Source organism: Streptomyces sp. NPDC001135, assembly GCF_053598395.1.
Window position 1 is genome coordinate 110,342 of sequence record NZ_JBSFKD010000026.1, and the last position, 16,555, is coordinate 126,896.

The 16,555-nt window shown below is 71.1% G+C and carries 14 protein-coding genes and 2 pseudogenes; 9 read left to right on the plus strand and 7 right to left on the minus strand.

Annotation, left to right across the window (positions count from 1 at the left end; translation table 11 throughout):
• From ACWC94_RS28330 to ACWC94_RS28340, 3 genes and pseudogenes are all read right to left on the minus strand, one after another.
• Nucleotides 1-279 (minus strand): annotated as a pseudogene (locus ACWC94_RS28330) (FMN-binding protein); the annotation flags it as partial.
• A gap of 17 nt (nucleotides 280-296) precedes the next feature.
• Nucleotides 297-1,679, minus strand: a complete 1,383-nt coding sequence (locus ACWC94_RS28335) for a ferredoxin reductase family protein (protein ID WP_450799954.1) — start codon at nucleotides 1,677-1,679, stop codon at nucleotides 297-299.
• Between the two features lie 73 nt (nucleotides 1,680-1,752).
• A pseudogene (locus tag ACWC94_RS28340) lies at nucleotides 1,753-1,923 on the minus strand (FMN-binding protein); the annotation flags it as partial.
• Nucleotides 1,924-2,135: 212 nt separating this feature from the next.
• Between ACWC94_RS28340 and ACWC94_RS28345 the strand changes: the two are divergent.
• Together ACWC94_RS28345 and ACWC94_RS28350 are read left to right on the plus strand one after the other, a co-directional pair.
• Nucleotides 2,136-2,876: a response regulator transcription factor gene (locus ACWC94_RS28345; protein ID WP_450799956.1), complete on the plus strand. Its 741-nt coding sequence runs from the start codon at nucleotides 2,136-2,138 to the stop codon at nucleotides 2,874-2,876.
• A complete protein-coding gene (locus ACWC94_RS28350; RefSeq protein WP_450799957.1) occupies nucleotides 2,873-4,342 on the plus strand; it encodes a sensor histidine kinase in 1,470 nt (489 codons plus the stop codon). Before ACWC94_RS28345 ends, ACWC94_RS28350 begins: the two co-directional genes overlap by 4 nt.
• Nucleotides 4,343-4,398: 56 nt before the next feature.
• Here the strand turns inward: ACWC94_RS28350 and ACWC94_RS28355 are convergent, their stop codons facing one another.
• Both ACWC94_RS28355 and ACWC94_RS28360 read right to left on the minus strand, forming a co-directional pair.
• On the minus strand, nucleotides 4,399-5,103 hold the full coding sequence (locus ACWC94_RS28355) for a L,D-transpeptidase family protein (RefSeq protein ID WP_450799959.1): 705 nt from the start codon (nucleotides 5,101-5,103) through the stop codon (nucleotides 4,399-4,401).
• Between the two features lie 3 nt (nucleotides 5,104-5,106).
• A complete protein-coding gene (locus ACWC94_RS28360) occupies nucleotides 5,107-5,694 on the minus strand; it encodes a pyridoxamine 5'-phosphate oxidase family protein (protein ID WP_450799961.1) in 588 nt (195 codons plus the stop codon).
• 163 nt (nucleotides 5,695-5,857) lie between these two features.
• Between ACWC94_RS28360 and ACWC94_RS28365 the strand changes: the two genes are divergently transcribed.
• The 5 genes from ACWC94_RS28365 (at nucleotide 5,858) to ACWC94_RS28385 (ending at nucleotide 11,838) form a co-directional block, all read left to right on the plus strand.
• Entirely contained in the window at nucleotides 5,858-7,051 is a 1,194-nt protein-coding gene (locus tag ACWC94_RS28365; RefSeq protein ID WP_450799963.1) for an argininosuccinate synthase, read from the plus strand.
• A 51-nt stretch (nucleotides 7,052-7,102) separates the two neighbouring features.
• Complete coding sequence (gene argH / locus ACWC94_RS28370) at nucleotides 7,103-8,536, plus strand: argininosuccinate lyase (protein ID WP_450799966.1); 1,434 nt, start codon at nucleotides 7,103-7,105, stop codon at nucleotides 8,534-8,536.
• Nucleotides 8,537-8,711: 175 nt separating this feature from the next.
• Nucleotides 8,712-9,683: an aldo/keto reductase gene (locus ACWC94_RS28375; protein WP_450799968.1), complete on the plus strand. Its 972-nt coding sequence runs from the start codon at nucleotides 8,712-8,714 to the stop codon at nucleotides 9,681-9,683.
• Nucleotides 9,684-9,766: 83 nt separating this feature from the next.
• Nucleotides 9,767-10,318: a TetR/AcrR family transcriptional regulator gene (locus ACWC94_RS28380; RefSeq protein WP_450799969.1), complete on the plus strand. Its 552-nt coding sequence runs from the start codon at nucleotides 9,767-9,769 to the stop codon at nucleotides 10,316-10,318.
• Entirely contained in the window at nucleotides 10,315-11,838 is a 1,524-nt protein-coding gene (locus ACWC94_RS28385) for an MFS transporter (protein WP_450799971.1), read from the plus strand. Before ACWC94_RS28380 ends, ACWC94_RS28385 begins: the two co-directional genes overlap by 4 nt.
• 19 nt (nucleotides 11,839-11,857) lie before the next feature.
• Here the strand turns inward: ACWC94_RS28385 and ACWC94_RS28390 are convergent, their stop codons facing one another.
• A complete protein-coding gene (locus ACWC94_RS28390; protein ID WP_450799972.1) occupies nucleotides 11,858-13,525 on the minus strand; it encodes a multicopper oxidase family protein in 1,668 nt (555 codons plus the stop codon).
• A gap of 176 nt (nucleotides 13,526-13,701) precedes the next feature.
• On the minus strand, nucleotides 13,702-14,373 hold the full coding sequence (locus ACWC94_RS28395; protein WP_059248306.1) for a lysophospholipid acyltransferase family protein: 672 nt from the start codon (nucleotides 14,371-14,373) through the stop codon (nucleotides 13,702-13,704).
• A 368-nt stretch (nucleotides 14,374-14,741) separates the two neighbouring features.
• Here ACWC94_RS28395 and ACWC94_RS28400 point away from each other — a divergent pair, with 368 nt between their 5' ends.
• Both ACWC94_RS28400 and ACWC94_RS28405 read left to right on the plus strand, forming a co-directional pair.
• The gene (locus ACWC94_RS28400) at nucleotides 14,742-15,917 is read left to right on the plus strand and encodes a glycerophosphodiester phosphodiesterase (RefSeq protein ID WP_450799974.1); all 1,176 of its coding nucleotides are present in this window, start codon (nucleotides 14,742-14,744) and stop codon (nucleotides 15,915-15,917) included.
• Between the two features lie 92 nt (nucleotides 15,918-16,009).
• The gene (locus ACWC94_RS28405) at nucleotides 16,010-16,516 is read left to right on the plus strand and encodes a sigma-70 family RNA polymerase sigma factor (RefSeq protein ID WP_450799976.1); all 507 of its coding nucleotides are present in this window, start codon (nucleotides 16,010-16,012) and stop codon (nucleotides 16,514-16,516) included.
• Nucleotides 16,517-16,555 lie beyond the last annotated feature (39 nt).

Consider the following 16,555-nt stretch of genomic DNA (forward strand, 5'->3'; position numbering starts at 1 on the left):
GACCTTGCCGCCGGCGACGGTCAGCCGTACCTGCACGGTCCCGTACTGCGTCTGCGCCGCGTCACCGGTCACCGTGCCGGAGCCGGTGGAGGCCTGCGCGCCGCCCTCGGTGCCGCCCTGAGGTGACTGCTGCGCCCCCGCGCCCTGTGACGGCGCCGCGCCCACCGCCGACGCCGAGGCCGGGTCGGTCGCGGGCTTCAGCGACAGCAGCAGTACGACACCGGACACGGTGGCGGCCGTGGCCAGGACGACCCGGCGGATCGGGTGGCTCTTCCTCATCGCTTCGCAGCTCCTGCTCACATCTCGAACGACTCGTGGTGGATGCGGCGGGCGGGGACCCCCGCGCCGCGCAGCGCCTCGTACACCGACTGCGCGAACCCGGTCGGGCCGCACATGAACACGTCGTGGTCGTCGATGTCCGGGATCTTGCGCTGGAGGTTCTCGGCGGAGATGTCCGGACGCTCGCCCTCCGGGCTGTTCACCGCGTACATCAGCCGGGCGCCCCGCTCGTCGGCGATCTTCGCCAGCTCGTCCCACAGCGCCAGGTCCTGGGTGCTGTTGGCCCGGTAGAGCAGGGTGATGTCACCGGCCGCCCCGGGCAGCGTCTCGAACAGCGCCCGCATCGGCGTGATGCCGACCCCGCCCGCGACCAGCAGGACCTTGCCCCGGCTGCGGCGCTGGGCGGTCATCGCGCCGTACGGGCCCTCCGCCCACACCCGGGTGCCGGGCGTCAGCTCGCGCAGCCGTGCGCTGTGGTCGCCGATCGCCTTCACCGTGATCCGCAGCATGTCCGGGCGGGGGGCCGCCGACAGCGAGTACGGGTGCGAGCTGAAGCGCATGCCCGGTGCGAGGAAGCGCCAGCGGAAGAACTGGCCCGCCTCCGCGCCCATCCGGTGCAGCTTCCGCCCGCCGATCAGCACCGACACGATGCCCGGCGTCTCCTCGATGACCGCCTCCACACGCATCCGGTGCTTGAGGTTCAGCCGGATCGGGGTGAGGATCCGGTACCAGATCACCAGTGCGGTGACCGTGCCGTACAGGCCGTACCAGAAGGTCTTCGCCATGGGCTCGACCGCGAAGTCGTTGCCGGTGGTGATCTGGTGCCAGAACGTCAGGAACACCGCGGCGTACGTCATCAGGTGCACGTGGTACCAGGTGTCGTACGGCATCCGGCGGCGGACCGGGCCGATCGAGGTCAGGCCGATGAGCACGAACAGGCCCGTGCCGATCGCGGCCTTGCCCATGTCCGGCAGCTGGTTGATGGAGTCGATGGTCTGCTGCACGATGTCGCCCAGCGACTTGCCCGCCTGCAGCGCGTACCCCCACATGGTGAGGAACACGTGCGCCACGATCAGGCAGAGGGTGTAGCGGCCGCTCATCGCGTGCCAGCGGGCCACCCGGTCGGAGCCGACCCGCCGCTCCAGCGCCGGTACGCGCGCCATCTGCAGCACGACCAGCGCCATCAGATAGCCGGCCAGCAGGCCGGTGATCCGGCCCGCGTTGAGGATCCTGCTGTTGTCGTCGGCGACGGACGGTGTGTTGTGCCACCAGAGCCACAGGACGGCCGCCGCGCCCGCCCAGACGGCGAGCAGCAGCGGGACGGCCGGGGAGCGGCGCGGGCGGATGCGGCGCATCGTCTGTCGGCGGGCGGCACGTCCGCCTGCGAGCGTGGTGGTCACGGTTCCTCCGTGGGGACTTGACCCTTGGCCCAGAGATACGTGCCGCATGCGCCGGGTGTTCAGAGACCCCGCCTCACAGTCCCGCCGGGTGCAGTGCGGACTGGAGGGACCGCCGGTAGCCGGTGCTGGTGCACGTGGCGCCCGACGCCATGCCGATGTCCGCGCTCCGCGCGGCCAGCGCCTCACGCCGCAGCTGGGGGAGTGCGTAGCTGTTGATCTCCTGGCCGCGGGGGTTGTCCCGCGGGGTCCGTCGTACCGGCCTGGTCCGGTGTAGCGGCCACTGTGCGGGGCGAAGTTCTGAGCCACCTCTGAGCGAGCCTGTGACCAGGGGTTCTGAGAGCGGATTCACAGGTTGTCCGCAGCCCGTGTGCAGCGGACGGGGGAGCGCACTCAGAGAAAACTCAGAGGGCGGGCGGTACGCCCCACCCGTCCACCTGGGTGATGCTGGTAAGCGCGATGAACACCACCCGTTCCGGCCGCCCGGCCCTCACCCGACCCGACGGCACCCCGCTGCGCGTCCTCGTCGTCGACGACGACCCCGACCTCGCCGAGGTGCTCACCGGCGCCCTGCGCTACGAGGGCTGGGAGGTGCGCGCGGCCGGCGACGGTGCCTCGGCCCTGACCACCGCGCGCGAGCTGCTGCCCGACGCCGTCGTCCTGGACGTGATGCTCCCCGACACCGACGGCTTCGCCGTGCTGCGCCGCCTGCACGAGGTGAAGCCGGACGTCTGTGTCCTCTTCCTCACGGCACGGGACGCGGTCGAGGACCGCATCGCCGGTATCACCGCGGGCGGCGACGACTACGTCACCAAGCCCTTCAGCCTGGAGGAGGTCGTCGCCCGGCTGCGCGGCCTGCTGCGCCGCGCCGGCATGGCCCGGCAGCAGGAGGAGGGCCCACGCCTGACCGTGGGCGACCTGGTGATGGACGAGGAGGCCCGCGAGGTCACCCGGGCCGGCGAACTGGTCGAACTCTCACCCACCGAGTTCGAACTCCTCCGCTTCCTCATGCGCAACCCGCGCCGTGTGCTGAGCAAGGCGCAGATACTCGACCGGGTGTGGTCCTACGACTTCGGCGGTCGCGCCCATGTCGTGGAGCTGTACATCTCCTACCTGCGCAAGAAGGTCGACGCGGGCCGCGAGCCCATGATCCACACGGTGCGCGGAGCGGGGTACGTCCTGAAGCCGGTGCCCAGGTGAGGCCCGCACGGCACCTGCGCCCGCCCCGCCTGCGCACCCTGCGCGCCCGGCTGACCTTCGGCCTGGTGGTGCTGCTGGCGGTGAGCTGCGCGGCCGTGGGCGTGGCGGCGGTCGTCGAGCTGAACGGCTTCCTCACCCAGCGCCTGGACGAACAGCTCGCCCAGGTCGGCACCCGGTTCCCGGAGAGCCTGGAACACAACGGCAGGCTGCCGGACGACCACGACGGGGACGAACACGGCGACACCCGCCGGATGGCGACCGGCACCTTCGGCGCGCGCCTGCTGAACGGCACGGTCACCCACAAGGGCCTCATCCGGGGCGGCGACCCGTCCGCCGACCTGAGCGTCGACCTGACGGCGCAGGACAGCGCACGCCTGGCCCGGGTACCGGTCGACGGCCGGCCCCACACCGTCGAGCTCTCCGCCCTGGACGACTACCGGGTCGTCGCCTCCGCCGGCCGGGACGGGGACGTGCTGGTCGTCGGCCTGCCGCTGGAGCCGGTCCAGGCCACGGTCCACCGCCTGGAACTGGTCGCCGGGGTCGTCTTCGGCCTCGCGCTCGTGGTGACCGGCGTGGCCGGCGCCTTCTGGGTCCGCTGGTCCCTGCGCCCGCTCAGCCGGGTCGCCGCCACCGCCACCCGGGTCAGTGAGCTGCCCCTGGCCAGCGGCGAGGTGGCGCTGCCGGCGCGGGCTCCGGACGCCGACCCGGACAGCGAGGTCGGCCGGGTCGCCGGGGCCTTCAACCGCATGCTCGGCCATGTCGAGGACGCGCTGACCAAGCGGCACGCGAGCGAGGAGCGGCTGCGCCGCTTCGCCGCCGACGCCAGCCACGAGCTGCGCACCCCGGTCGCCTCGGTCCGGGGCCACGCCGAACTGGCCCTCCTCCATCCGGGGCCGGTGCCACCGGAGGTGACGCGCGCCCTGCGGCGCATCACGGCCGAGTCCGCCCGCATGGGTGAGATGGTCGACGACCTGCTCCTGCTGGCCCGCCTCGACGCGGGCCGCCCCCTGGAGCGCGGCCCGGTCGACCTGACGCACCTCGTGCTGGACGCGGTCACGGACGCCCGCGCCACCGGCCCCGGACACCGCTGGACCCTGGACCTCCCGGAGGAACCGGTGACGGTGCCGGGAGACGCCCACCGACTCCACCAGGTGTTGGCCAACCTGTTGGCCAACGCGCGTTTGCACACGCCCGTGGGCACCAAGGTCACGGTCACCCTGGAGACCACCGCCGACTCGGCCCTCCTCTCCGTCCACGACGACGGCCCCGGCGTCCCCGAGGGCCTCCAGCCCGATGTCTTCGAACGCTTCACCCGAGCAGAACACCGCCGTCGAGCGGACGCTCCCGGCGCCGGCGCGGGCCTGGGGCTGTCGATCGTGACGGCGGTGGCGGAGGCGCACGGGGGCGGCGTGGACGTGGAGAGCACACCGGGCTCCACGACGTTCACGGTGCGCCTGCCGACCTGAGGAGGGGGGCGGGGCCGTGCCGGCACGCGCCTGCGCCGCGCGAGCGCACGGCACGTTCAGTACTGGGTGAGGGCCGTGATCCCGTCCGTGGTCCCGATGGCCATGTGCGCCCGCTTCCCGGGCTCGACCCACCGAAGAATCCGCTCCATCGCGTCCGCCGGCACCGACACACACCCAGCCGTGGCGCCCAGCCCGTTGACGTGCAGGAAGATGCCGGCGCCGCGCCCGCGCACCGGCTGGGCGTAGTTGAACCCGATGACGAGCCCGTACGCATACTGCGTCGTATAGGTGATCAGGTGCTCCGACTCGGACGCCCGGCAGTCGCCCGGCAACGGGTCCACCCACCGGTTGTACGACACCGAGTCATTGTCCTGGCACCACCACGAACTCTCCTTCACCGTCCGGTACTCGACGCTCGTCCCGCTCGGCGCCGCCTTGATCCCGAAGCCGAACGGAAGGTCGTACAGTCCGGTCGGTGTGGTGTTCGTGCCCTGCACACGTGAGCCGCCGTCGACGAGCCCGTTCGCTCCGAACCGCGCCGGTGCCGTACCGGCCTGCACCCACTGCCCGTCCTTCTGGTCCCACCAGGTGAGCGTGCCCGTGGTGGAGTCGGCGCGGTCCGCCTGCGCGGTGATCAGCTGGCTGCCGCCGCCGGTGTCCGCCATGCGCGCGGGCAGCGGGTCGGACCCGTCACCCGGGGCGGAGCCGAGCAGGGCGAGCGAGGACGCGGACACGAGGGCCAGCACGACACCGGGGCGCATGGCTCAGACGGTAGACGGCGGAAGCGGCAACGGCAGCCCGGGTAGTCCGTCCAGGCTCGTCGCGACATGTTCCTTCTTCTCGAAGTACGCGCCCAGCGACGCGTCGTCCTCCCGCGCGAAACGCTTGCCGTGCAGGTCGCGGTCGCTCTCGTACGCCATGTAGGGGACGGTGTACCCGCAGGTGTCCCGGACCAGGTCCGCGTGTACGACGATGACCGCGCGCAGTCCGTGCGGGGTCGGGTCGATGTCGGGGAAGTGGGCGAGCAGCTCCTTGAAGCGCGGGTCGTCCCGGAAGACGGGTTCGCCCCGGCCGTGCACGCGCACGATGTTCGGCGGGCCCTGGAAGGCGCACCACATCAGGGTGATCCGGCCGTTCTCCCTGAGGTGCGCGACGGTCTCCGCGTTGGAACCGGCGAAGTCCAGGTAGGCCACGGTCAGTTCGTCGATGACGGCGAAGGAACCCTTGAGGCCTTTGGGGGAGAGGTTGACCGTGCCGTCGCCGGACAGCGGGGCGGTCGCGGTGAAGAAGAGGGGTTGCTCCTCGATGAACGTCCGGAGCCTGCCGTCGATGCGCTCATAGGTCTTTCCCATGTCTAACGATTATTGTCGCAACTCCTTCGCCTGTCTAATGAAAGTCCACGAAGTCGAAGCAGGAGAAAGCGGTTGCTGTCGCTCAGGGGCCCCGAGGATTGACGAATCATGCAGACCCCTGCATACTCATGCATGACAGCAGAGGCAGTGTGAGGAGAAACCCGTGACCGAGCGCGTCGTACTCGCCTATTCGGGCGGTCTGGACACCTCCGTCGCCATCGGCTGGATCGCCGAGGAGACGGGCGCCGAGGTCATCGCCGTCGCGGTGGACGTCGGCCAGGGGGGCGAGGACCTGGACGTCATCCGCAAGCGCGCCCTCGCCTGCGGTGCCGTCGAGGCCGAGGTCGCCGACGCCAAGGACGAGTTCGCCGACGAGTACTGCCTTCCGGCGATCAAGGCCAACGCCCTCTACATGGACCGCTACCCGCTGGTCTCCGCCCTGTCCCGGCCCGCGATCGTCAAGCACCTGGTCGCCGCCGCGAGGAAGCACGGCGCCACGACCGTCGCCCATGGCTGCACCGGCAAGGGCAACGACCAGGTCCGTTTCGAGGCGGGCATCGTCGCCCTCGCCCCCGACCTGAAGTGCATCGCCCCGGTCCGCGACTACGCGATGACCCGGGACAAGGCGATCGCCTTCTGCGAGGCCAGGCGGCTCCCGATCGCCACCACCAGGAAGTCCCCGTACTCCATCGACCAGAACGTCTTCGGGCGCGCGGTCGAGACGGGCTTCCTGGAGGACATCTGGAACGCCCCCGTCGAGGACATCTACGAGTACACCGCCGACCCGGCCGTCCCGCGCGAGGCGGACGAGGTGGTCATCACCTTCAAGGAGGGTGTGCCCGTCGCGATCGACGGCGGTCCCGTCACCGTCCTGCAGGCGATCCAGCAGCTCAACGAGCGCGCCGGCGCCCAGGGCGTCGGCCGGATCGACATGGTCGAGGACCGCCTCGTCGGCATCAAGTCCCGCGAGGTGTACGAGGCCCCGGGCGCCATCGCCCTGATCACCGCCCACCAGGAACTGGAGAACGTCACCGTCGAGCGCGAACTGGCCCGCTACAAGCGGCAGGTCGAGCAGCGCTGGGGTGAACTGGTCTACGACGGCCAGTGGTTCTCCCCGCTCAAGCGCGCCCTGGACGGCTTCGTCGACGAGGCCAACCAGCATGTCAGCGGCGACATCCGGATGACCCTGCACGCCGGCCGCGCGGTCGTCACCGGCCGCCGCTCCGAGTCCTCCCTGTACGACTTCAACCTCGCCACCTACGACACCGGCGACACCTTCGACCAGGCCGCCGCCAAGGGCTTCATCGACCTCTACAGCCTGTCGTCGAAGATCGCCGCCAGGCGCGACCTCGCCTGAGTCCGGTGCGTACTGTCCGCACATCCACCACTTCCTCTAGGAGCAGCGCAAGTGAGCAGCAACAGCGGTGACGTACGGCTCTGGGGCGCCCGTTTCGCCGACGGTCCGGCCGAGGCCCTGGCGAAGCTGTCCGCGTCCGTCCACTTCGACTGGCGGCTCGCGCCCTACGACATCGCCGGCTCGCGTGCCCACGCGCGCGTGCTGCACAAGGCGGGGCTGCTCACCGAGGACGAGCTGACCCGCATGATCGCCGGGCTCGACCGGCTCGAGGCGGACGTCGCGTCCGGCGCCTTCGTGGGCACCATCGCCGACGAGGACGTGCACACCGCCCTGGAGCGTGGCCTGCTGGAGCGCCTCGGTCCGGACCTGGGCGGCAAACTCCGCGCCGGCCGCTCCCGCAACGACCAGGTGGCGACCCTCTTCCGGATGTACCTCAGGGATCACGCCCGTACGATCGGCGGCCTGATCGCCGACCTCCAGGACGCGCTGATCGGCCTCGCCGAGGCCCACCCGGACGTCGCGATGCCCGGCCGTACCCACCTCCAGCACGCCCAGCCGGTCCTCTTCGCCCACCACGTCCTCGCCCACGTCCAGTCCCTGTCCCGGGACGCGGAGCGGCTGCGCCAGTGGGACGAGCGCACGGCGGTCTCCCCGTACGGCTCCGGCGCCCTCGCCGGCTCCTCCCTGGGCCTGGACCCGGAGGCGGTCGCGCGGGACCTCGGCTTCGAGCACGGCAGCGTCGGCAACTCCATCGACGGCACGGCCTCCCGTGACTTCGTCGCCGAGTTCGTCTTCATCACCGCGATGATCGGCGTGAACATCTCCCGGATCGCCGAGGAGATCATCATCTGGAACACGAAGGAGTTCTCCTTCGTGACCCTGCACGACGCGTTCTCCACGGGCTCGTCGATCATGCCGCAGAAGAAGAACCCGGACATCGCCGAGCTGGCACGCGGCAAGTCCGGCCGCCTGATCGGCAACCTGACGGGGCTGATGGCGACCCTGAAGGCCCTGCCGCTCGCCTACAACCGCGACCTCCAGGAGGACAAGGAGCCGGTCTTCGACTCCTGCGACCAGCTGGAGGTGCTGCTCCCCGCCTTCACCGGCATGATCGCCACCCTCACCGTCCACCGCGAGCGCATGGAGGAGCTGGCCCCGGCCGGCTTCTCACTCGCGACCGACATCGCCGAGTGGCTGGTCAAGCAGGGCGTGCCGTTCCGCGTGGCGCACGAGGTCGCCGGCGAGTGCGTGAAGGTCGCCGAGGCCGAGGGCAAGGAACTGGACGACCTCACGGACGAACAGTTCGCGAAGATCTCCGCCCACCTCACTCCGGAGGTGCGCACCGTCCTCAACGTCCCGGGCGCCCTGGCCGCCCGCAACGGCCGGGGCGGCACGGCCCCGAGCGCGGTCGCCGTACAGCTGGCCGAGGTGAAGGCGGACGTCGCGGCGCAGCACGAGTGGGCGGACGCCAGGAAGAAGAGCTGAGTGAAGCGCCCCGAAAGGGGCGCGGCCGTGCCGATGTGCGGCTCCGCCGCGTGGGCGCGGGCACGCGAACCGTCCGCACCCGCCGACGCACCGCACGCCCCGAGCGCCGAGGCCAAGGCCGTCACGGGTTACGTTGGTCGCAAGCCGTACCGGATCCGACCGAACGGAGCCCGCGATGCCCTTCGCCCGACTGGCCGCAGCGACAACCCCCACCTGCCACATCGGACTGGGCCTCGCCGCCGTCGGCCGCCCCGGCTACATCAACCTCGGCCGAGAGGACGACCTTGGTGAGAACCGCAGCGTCGATGCCCTCCGGAGCCGGACCCACGAACTCCTCGACGCCGCCTACGCCCAGGGTGTGCGCTACTTCGACGTGGCCCGCTCCTACGGCCGTTCGGAGGAGTTCCTCGCCGACTGGCTGAACGCCCGCCCCGACATCGACGACGTGGTCGTCGGCAGCAAATGGGGCTACACGTACACCGCGGGCTGGTCGGCGGATGCCGAGACGCACGAGGTCAAGGACCACAGCCTCGCCGCGTACGAGCGGCAGCGCGCCGAGACCGACGCCCTGCTCGGCGACCGGCTCGACCTCTACCAGATCCACTCGGTGACCCCGGAAAGCCCGGCCCTCACCGACAAGGACCTGCACGCCCGGCTCGCCGAGGCCGCAGCCCAGGGCCTGACCGTCGGCTTCTCCACCAGCGGCCCCGCCCAGGCCGACGCCGTCCGCGCCGCCCTCGCCGTGACCGTGGACGGCGAGCCCCTCTTCCGTACGGTGCAGTCGACGTACAACGTGCTGGAGACCTCGGCGGCACCCGCGCTCGCCGAGGCGCACGACGCCGGGCTCACCGTGATCGTCAAGGAGGGCATGGCCAACGGTCGGCTGGCCGCGCCGCACGCACCACAGGCGCTGCGGACCGTCGCCGAGGAGACCTCGCTCGGCTGCGACGCCGTGGCCCTCGCCTGGATCCTGCGCCAGCCGTGGGTGGGTGTCGTCCTCTCCGGCGCCGCGACCGTCACCCAGCTCGCCTCCAACCTCCACGCTCCCGCCGTCGACCTCGACGCGGACCGGCTGACGCGTCTCGCCACGCTCGCCGAGGACCCGCACGCCTACTGGGAGCGGCGCGGACAGCTGCCCTGGCACTGACGATCACCCGCAACGACCAGCGGCGATGAGTCACGCATGCCTAGCATGAGACATGAATGTCTCACATGGGCTACTCTTGTCTCATGGCCCTCGATCGTGACCAGGTGCTGCGCAGCGCCGCCGCCCTGTTGACCCGCAAATCCACCGCGACCATGGACGAGGTCGCCAAGGCCGCCGGGATCAGCCGGGCCACGCTGCACCGCCACTTCGCCGGGCGTGACGCGCTCGTCCGGGCGCTGGAGGCGCTCGGCATCGAGGAGTGCGAGGCGGCAGTGGACCGGGCCCGGCTCGACGAGGGACCGGCGGCGGGGGCCGTACGCCGGCTGGTGCGGGAGATCCAGCCCGCCGCCGGACTGCTCGCCTTCCTGTACGGCGAGAGCCAGCTCTGGGAGGGCGACCGGCAGAACGACGGCTGGCAGCGGCTGGACGCCCGGATCGGGGCGGTTTTCCAGCGCGGGCAGCGCAGCGGCGAGTTCCGGATCGACCTGACCCCCGTCTGGCTCACCGAGGCGCTGTACGGGCTGACCGCCTCCTGCGCCTGGGCCGCCCTGGACGGCCGTGTGGCCTCCCGGGACTTTCCGACCATGGTCGCCGAGCTGTTGCTCGGCGGCGCTCTACGAAGAGAGGAATCATGACCAGCACCCTGCAGCCGGCCGCGACGACGGAGGCGGTGAAGCGCCCGGGCCGCTGGCTCGCGCTCTCCGTCCTCGTCCTGGCCGTGCTGCTGGTGGCCGTCGACGCCACCGTCCTCGGTCTGGCAACCCCGTACATCAGCGAGGACCTCGACCCCTCAGGCACCCAGCTCCTCTGGATCGGTGACGTCTACTCCTTCGTCATCGCCGGTCTGCTCGTCTCCATGGGCAGCCTCGGCGACCGCATCGGACGCAAGCGGATCCTGCTCGGCGGTGCCACGGCGTTCGGCGCGGTGTCCGTCCTGAACGCCTATGCGACGACTCCCGAACTGATGATCCTGGCGCGGGCCCTGCTCGGTGTCGCGGGCGCGACGCTGATGCCCGCGACCCTCGCCCTGATCCGCAACATCTTCCACGACGCGCGTGAGCGCAGCCTCGCCGTCGGCATCTGGGGCGCGACCGCCTCCGCCGGTACGGCCGTCGGCCCGATCACCGGCGGTTTCCTCCTCGAACACTTCTGGTGGGGCTCGGTCTTCCTCATCAACCTGCCCGTGATGGCGGTCCTGGTCCTGGTCGGCGTCCGCACCCTGCCCGAGTCCCGCAACCCGAACCCCGGTCCCTGGGACCTGAGCAGCGTCGTCCTGTCGCTGGTCGGCATGATCGGCGTCGTGTACGCCGTCAAGGAGGCCGCGACCCACGGCTTCACCTGGCCCACGCTCGCCGCCGGTCTGCTGGGCGCCGCCGCGCTGTACGGGTTCGTGCACCGCCAGCTCACCATGCCGGCCCCGCTGCTGGACATGCGCCTGTTCCGGCGCCGTGGCTTCAGCGGGGCGGTCCTCGCCGACCTGCTGACCGTGCTCGGCATGTCCGGCCTGGTGTTCTTCCTCTCCCAGTACCTGCAACTCGTCCAGGGCAGGCGCCCGTTCGAGGCGGGCCTGGCCGAACTGCCCGCCGCGGTGGGCGCGGTGGCGGCCGGCCTGGTGGCGGGCCGCGCCGCCCGCCGTTTCTCGGTACGGGCGGTGGTCTCGGGCGGTCTGGCGGCCGTCGGCCTGGCCCTGACCGCGCTGACGACGCTCGGCCAGTCCACCGGGTACCCGGTCCTCGGCGCCGTCCTTCTGGTCGTCGGGATCGGCGCGGGCTTCTCCTTCACGGTCACCGCGGACGTCATCCTCTCCAGCGTCCCCAAGGACCAGGCGGGCGCCGCCTCGGCGGTCTCGGAGACGGCGTACGAACTGGGCGCGGCTCTCGGCATCGCCCTGCTGGGCTCCGTCGTGACGGGCGTCTACCGCGACTTCACCGGTCCGGCGGACACCCCTGCCGCGGCCCACGAGTCGCTGGGCGCGGCGGTGGAGGCGTCGGCGCACATGCCGGCGCACACGGCACAGGCCTTGCTGACGGCGGCACGCGAATCCTTCGTCCACGGCCTGACCCTGGCCTCGGGCGTGGGAGCAGCGGTCCTGCTGCTGACGTCGGTCGCGGCGTGGTTCATGCTGAAGAACCAGAAACTGGACAGCGCGGGGTGAGCGCAACTCCCAGGGCTGCTCACCGCCGATAGCCCAGCACCGTCATCATCCCGCTCTCCGAGTGGTACTGGTTGTGGCAGTGCAGCATCCACAGCCCGGGATTGTCGGCGTCGAAGTCGACGACCAGCTTGCGGTGCGGCAGCACGATCGAGGTGTCCTTACGGGCCCCGACCGCGTCCAGTCCCGCGAGCGCGAACGTGTGGCCGTGCAGATGCAGGGGGTGCCACATGTCGGTGGCGTTGATGAGGGTGAGCCGGACCCGCTCGCCGGCCCGCACGGGATGCCGCTGCCGCACGTCGTAGGGCTTGTGGTCCAACCCCCAGTCGTACTTCTCCATGCTGCCGGTGAGCCGGATGCGCAGCTCGCGGTCGGGGCGGCGGTCGGCGAGGGCGACGGAGTCGGCCGGCTTCAGCCGGCGGGCGGGTACGACCTTGCCGTCGAGTTCGTCCGGGCGGACATCCGGTGACGGAAGGCTTTTCCCCTTGTCGGTGCGCAGGACGGCGAGCGCCTTGCCCTTCTTGCCCTCGGGGAGGGCGACGAGGGGGAACATGCCGTCCTTGGCGGTGATCAGGACGTCGTACCGCTCCGCCATGCCGATGAGCAGGGCGTCGGTCTCCTTGTGCTCCACGGGGTAGCCGTCGGTGTGGGTGACCGTCATCCTGTGGTCGCCGAGCGCGACCCGGAAGGCGGTTTCGGAGCCCGCGTTGATGAGCCGCAGCCGGACGCGGTCGCCGGGGCGGCAGCGGAAGACCGAGGGGCTGCTGCCCTGGCGCCCGTTGGCCAGGTAGAGAGGGTAGGCGACGCTGCCGCCCTCGCCGTTCAGCATGCGGCTGTGGGAATCGCGCAGCACCCGGGAGGGGCCTGTGGCGTGTTTCCGGGGCGACGACGCGTGTCCGCCCGCGGCGGACCGCCGGGACGGCGTCGCGTGCGCGCTCGCCGATCCGCGGGGACTCGGGGTGTGGTGTTCGGGACCCATGGCCATGCCCGTCATCCCGGAATCGCTCCAGCCGGGCTTGAGCTGGGCGAGCACCTGCTCGGGGGTGGAGCCGTCCACCCCGTCCACCCAGTCGTCCAGGACGACGACCCATTCCTTGTCGTAGGCGAGGGGCTCTTTGGGATCGTCGACGATGAAGGGCGCGTACAGGCCGCGGTCGGGCTGCAGGCCGACGTGCGAGTGGAACAGATACGTGCCCGGGTGGGCGACGGTGAAGCGGTAGGTGAAGTCGGCCCGGGAGTCGATGGCGTTCTGGGTCAGGCCCGGAGCGCCGTCCATGTCGCAGCGCAGACGCAGCCCGTGGGAGTGCAGCGTGGTCGTGGTGGGAAGCCGGTTGGCGAGGGTGAGGTCGAGGACGTCACCGGCGGTGACGCGCACCAGCGGGCCCGGGAGCGCCTCGTTGTACGCCCAGCTCCGGACGGACCTCCCGCCCAGGTCGAGCGTCGACTCGGCGGCGGTGAACCTGAACTTTCGTACGGGGCCGGTCCCGCGCTTGCGCTCGGCGGCAAGAACCTCCGGATCCGACGGATTGACGTACCCCTTGGGCCCCGGTGGCACGAACCTTGTCGCGCCGACCCCGTGTTGGGGGCGCGAGGGGGGATCGGAGCGGGAACCGGAGCAGGCCGCCAGGAGTCCCGCCCCGGCGGTGGCGATCGGAGCACGGAGCAGGGTACGCCGCGAAGGTTTCTGCATGTCTGAATAAGACATGTTGTGCGCTCATATGGCCGGTAAATGCGGCGGAATGGCTGAAGTGTCGGGGCAGATTCCACCGGCAGGCGGACGGCCCCGACCCACCGGCCGGCTCACCGGGAGGTCTGGGCGTCGCAGGCGCACCCCACCTCACAGCCGGCCGATCCAAACGGCAGGGCCTAGGCGGCCTTCGCCTTCGTGGCGTACATGTCCACGTACTCCTGCCCGGACAGCCGCATGACCTCGGCCATCACGGAGTCGGTCACGGCCCGCAGCACATAGCGGTCCCGGTCCATCCCCTCGTACCGCGAGAACTCCATGGCCTCGCCGAACCGGACGGTGACCCGGCCGGGCCGCGGGATGCCCCGGCCGCCCGGCTGCAGCTTGTCCGTGCCGATCATCGCGAAGGGGACCACCGGCGCACCGGTCATCAGGGTCAGCCGGGCGATCCCGGTGCGCCCCCGGTACAGACGGCCGTCGGGCGAGCGCGTGCCCTCCGGGTAGATCCCGAAGATCTTCCCCTCCTCCAGGATCCGCCGCCCGGTCATCAGCGCGGCCACACCACCGCTGGCGCCGTCCCGGTCCACCGGGATCATGCCGACGCCGGTGAAGAACCAGGCCATCAGCCGGCCCTTGACGCCCTTGCCGGTGACGTACTCGTCCTTGCCGATGAAGAACACCTGACGCTTGGTGACCACCGGCAGCACGATCGAGTCGATGAAGGTGAGGTGGTTTCCGGCCAGAATGACCGGACCGTCCCCCGGAATGTGCTCCGCGCCCTCCACCTGTGGGCGGAACATCAGGCGCATGATCGGTCCGAGCACTGCCTTGATGAGCGCGAAGCGGGACAACGGGTCCTCCGATGTCGAGGGGATCGATATGAGTCTGTGCAGGTGAGGACATTACTCGCGGTCCCGGGGCGGGCGCACATCGGGTGCGTCCGGTTCACCGAGGTCTTACGAAGAGTTGACACGGTTTTACCTGTGGTGACGCCTCGGGGACGGGCCGTGACGTGCCGGTGGCGGTGTGACGGAGATCGCGCGGGGTGCCCGTTCCCCCCGACACGCACCACAGCGGCCCGTGCGCACGGCCCGTCACCTCACGCCTCCCGCAGGACACCCGGCGACACCCGCATGTTCGGGTCCAGGACTCCCTTCGGTCATGTCCACGCCCCTACGATCGGCCCGCACTCACGAGTAGACGGCAGGAGGGCGCTGATATGGGCAGCGACCAGGCGAACGAGAAGACGCGGGGCACCGGACGGCGGGCGATCCTCGGCGCGGCGGTGTTCGGCGCGAGCGGAGCGGTCCTCGGGCTGCCGGGCGCGGCCGAGGCGGCCGGGGTCCGGACGGGCGGACACGGCGGCCGGGGGCTGAAGGGCCTGCCGGTGCCCACGATCATCGGCCACCGGGGTGCGAGCGGCTACCGCCCCGAGCACACCTTCGGCTCCTACGAACTGGCCCTGGACCTGGGCGCCGACGTGGTCGAGGCGGGCGACCTCGTGCCGACCAAGGACGGCCACCTCGTCTGCCGGCACGAGCCGGAGATCGGCGGCACCACGGACGTCGCCTCGCACCCCGAGTTCGCCGACCGCAGGACCACCAAGGTCCTCGACGGGGTCTCCACCACCGGCTGGTTCACCGAGGACTTCACCCTCGCCGAGCTGAAGACCCTGCGCGCGATCGAGCGCATCCCGGCCAACCGGCCGCACAACACCCTCTACAACGGGCGCTGGGAGATACCCACGTTCGAAGAGGTCCTGAAGTGGCAGGACGAACAGACCCGCAAGCGCGGCAAGCAGGTCTTCGTCTACCCCGAGACCAAGCACCCCACGTACTTCCGGAAGCTCGGCCTCGGCCTGGAGGAACGGGTCGCCAAGCTGCTGCGCAAGTACGGCAAGGACGGCCGCAACTCGCCGGTCATCCTGCAGTCCTTCGAGCCCACCAGCATCCAGAAGCTGAACCAGCTCGTCGACAACCCGCTCGTCGTGCTGCTCTCCTCGGCCGACAGCCGTCCCTACGACTTCGTCGAGTCGGGCGACCCGCGCACGGTCGCCGACCTCATCACCCCCAAGGGCCTGCGGGAGATCGCCGGCTACGCCCAGGGCATCGGCCCGACCCTGGACCTGGTCATCCCCAAGAACGCGGACGGCACCCTCGGCAAGCCGACCACCCTGGTCTCCGACGCGCACAAGGTGGGCCTGGTCCTCCACCCCTACACCATGCGCAACGAGAACCCCTTCCTCCCGGCCGAGTACCGCAAGGGCGGCGCGGCCGACGCCTACGGCGACTCCTTCGGTGCGTTCAAGACGTACTTCGCGACCGGCATCGACGGCGTCTTCACCGACAACGCCGACACCGGCGTGCTCGCCCGCGCGGACTTCCTGGCGGGCTGACCGCGTCAACGGCCGGTCCTTCCCGCACCCCGTTCGGGGTGTCTGTGCGCCGCCCCGGAAACCTGCTCCCGGGGCGGCGCGTCGTTTCGCATATGACGTACGACTTGGTGGCCGCCCTGCACCCGCTGCTCACCGCCGAGGCCTCGGCCGAGGCATATGCGGCCGGGAGTGAGCCCGGCGACCTGGAACAAGCCGTCTGGCTCCGCCTGCTGGAGCGCCTGGAGAGCGACGGTCCGCCGTCGGACCCGGAGGGCTGGCTGCGCAAGGCGGTGCGCGCCGAGGCCCGCCGCAGCCGCCGTACCAGCCGGCGGGAACGTCCCTACGGTGCCGAGCCCGCCGACGACGCCCGTACCGATCCCGAACAGCACGTCCTCACCGCGGCCCGGTACCGCGCCCTGCGCGACGCGGTGCGCCGCCTGCCCGGCCGCTGCCCCCGGCTCATGGAGGCCCTGCTCTCCCCGAAGGACCTGACATACCGGGAGATCGCGGGGGAGTTGGGTATGTCACAGGGCAGCCTTGGCCCGGAACGCTCCAGATGTCTCGGTTGTCTGCGCCGATTGCTCACACCGGAGGTTGCTTCCGGTGAAGTGCGGGGATAGGAGTGAGGGACGACAGATGATCAGGTGAGCGGGAGGCAT

Coding starts and splice junctions, on each gene's coding strand:
- ACWC94_RS28345 (WP_450799956.1), top strand. CDS start 2,136: ATGAACACCACCCGTTCCGGCCGCCCGGCCCTCACCCGACCCGACGGC.
- ACWC94_RS28355 (WP_450799959.1), bottom strand. CDS start 5,103: ATGCGCCCCGGTGTCGTGCTGGCCCTCGTGTCCGCGTCCTCGCTCGCC.
- ACWC94_RS28360 (WP_450799961.1), bottom strand. CDS start 5,694: ATGGGAAAGACCTATGAGCGCATCGACGGCAGGCTCCGGACGTTCATC.
- ACWC94_RS28375 (WP_450799968.1), top strand. CDS start 8,712: ATGCCCTTCGCCCGACTGGCCGCAGCGACAACCCCCACCTGCCACATC.
- ACWC94_RS28380 (WP_450799969.1), top strand. CDS start 9,767: ATGGCCCTCGATCGTGACCAGGTGCTGCGCAGCGCCGCCGCCCTGTTG.
- ACWC94_RS28385 (WP_450799971.1), top strand. CDS start 10,315: ATGACCAGCACCCTGCAGCCGGCCGCGACGACGGAGGCGGTGAAGCGC.
- ACWC94_RS28390 (WP_450799972.1), bottom strand. CDS start 13,525: ATGCAGAAACCTTCGCGGCGTACCCTGCTCCGTGCTCCGATCGCCACC.
- ACWC94_RS28400 (WP_450799974.1), top strand. CDS start 14,742: ATGGGCAGCGACCAGGCGAACGAGAAGACGCGGGGCACCGGACGGCGG.
- ACWC94_RS28405 (WP_450799976.1), top strand. CDS start 16,010: ATGACGTACGACTTGGTGGCCGCCCTGCACCCGCTGCTCACCGCCGAG.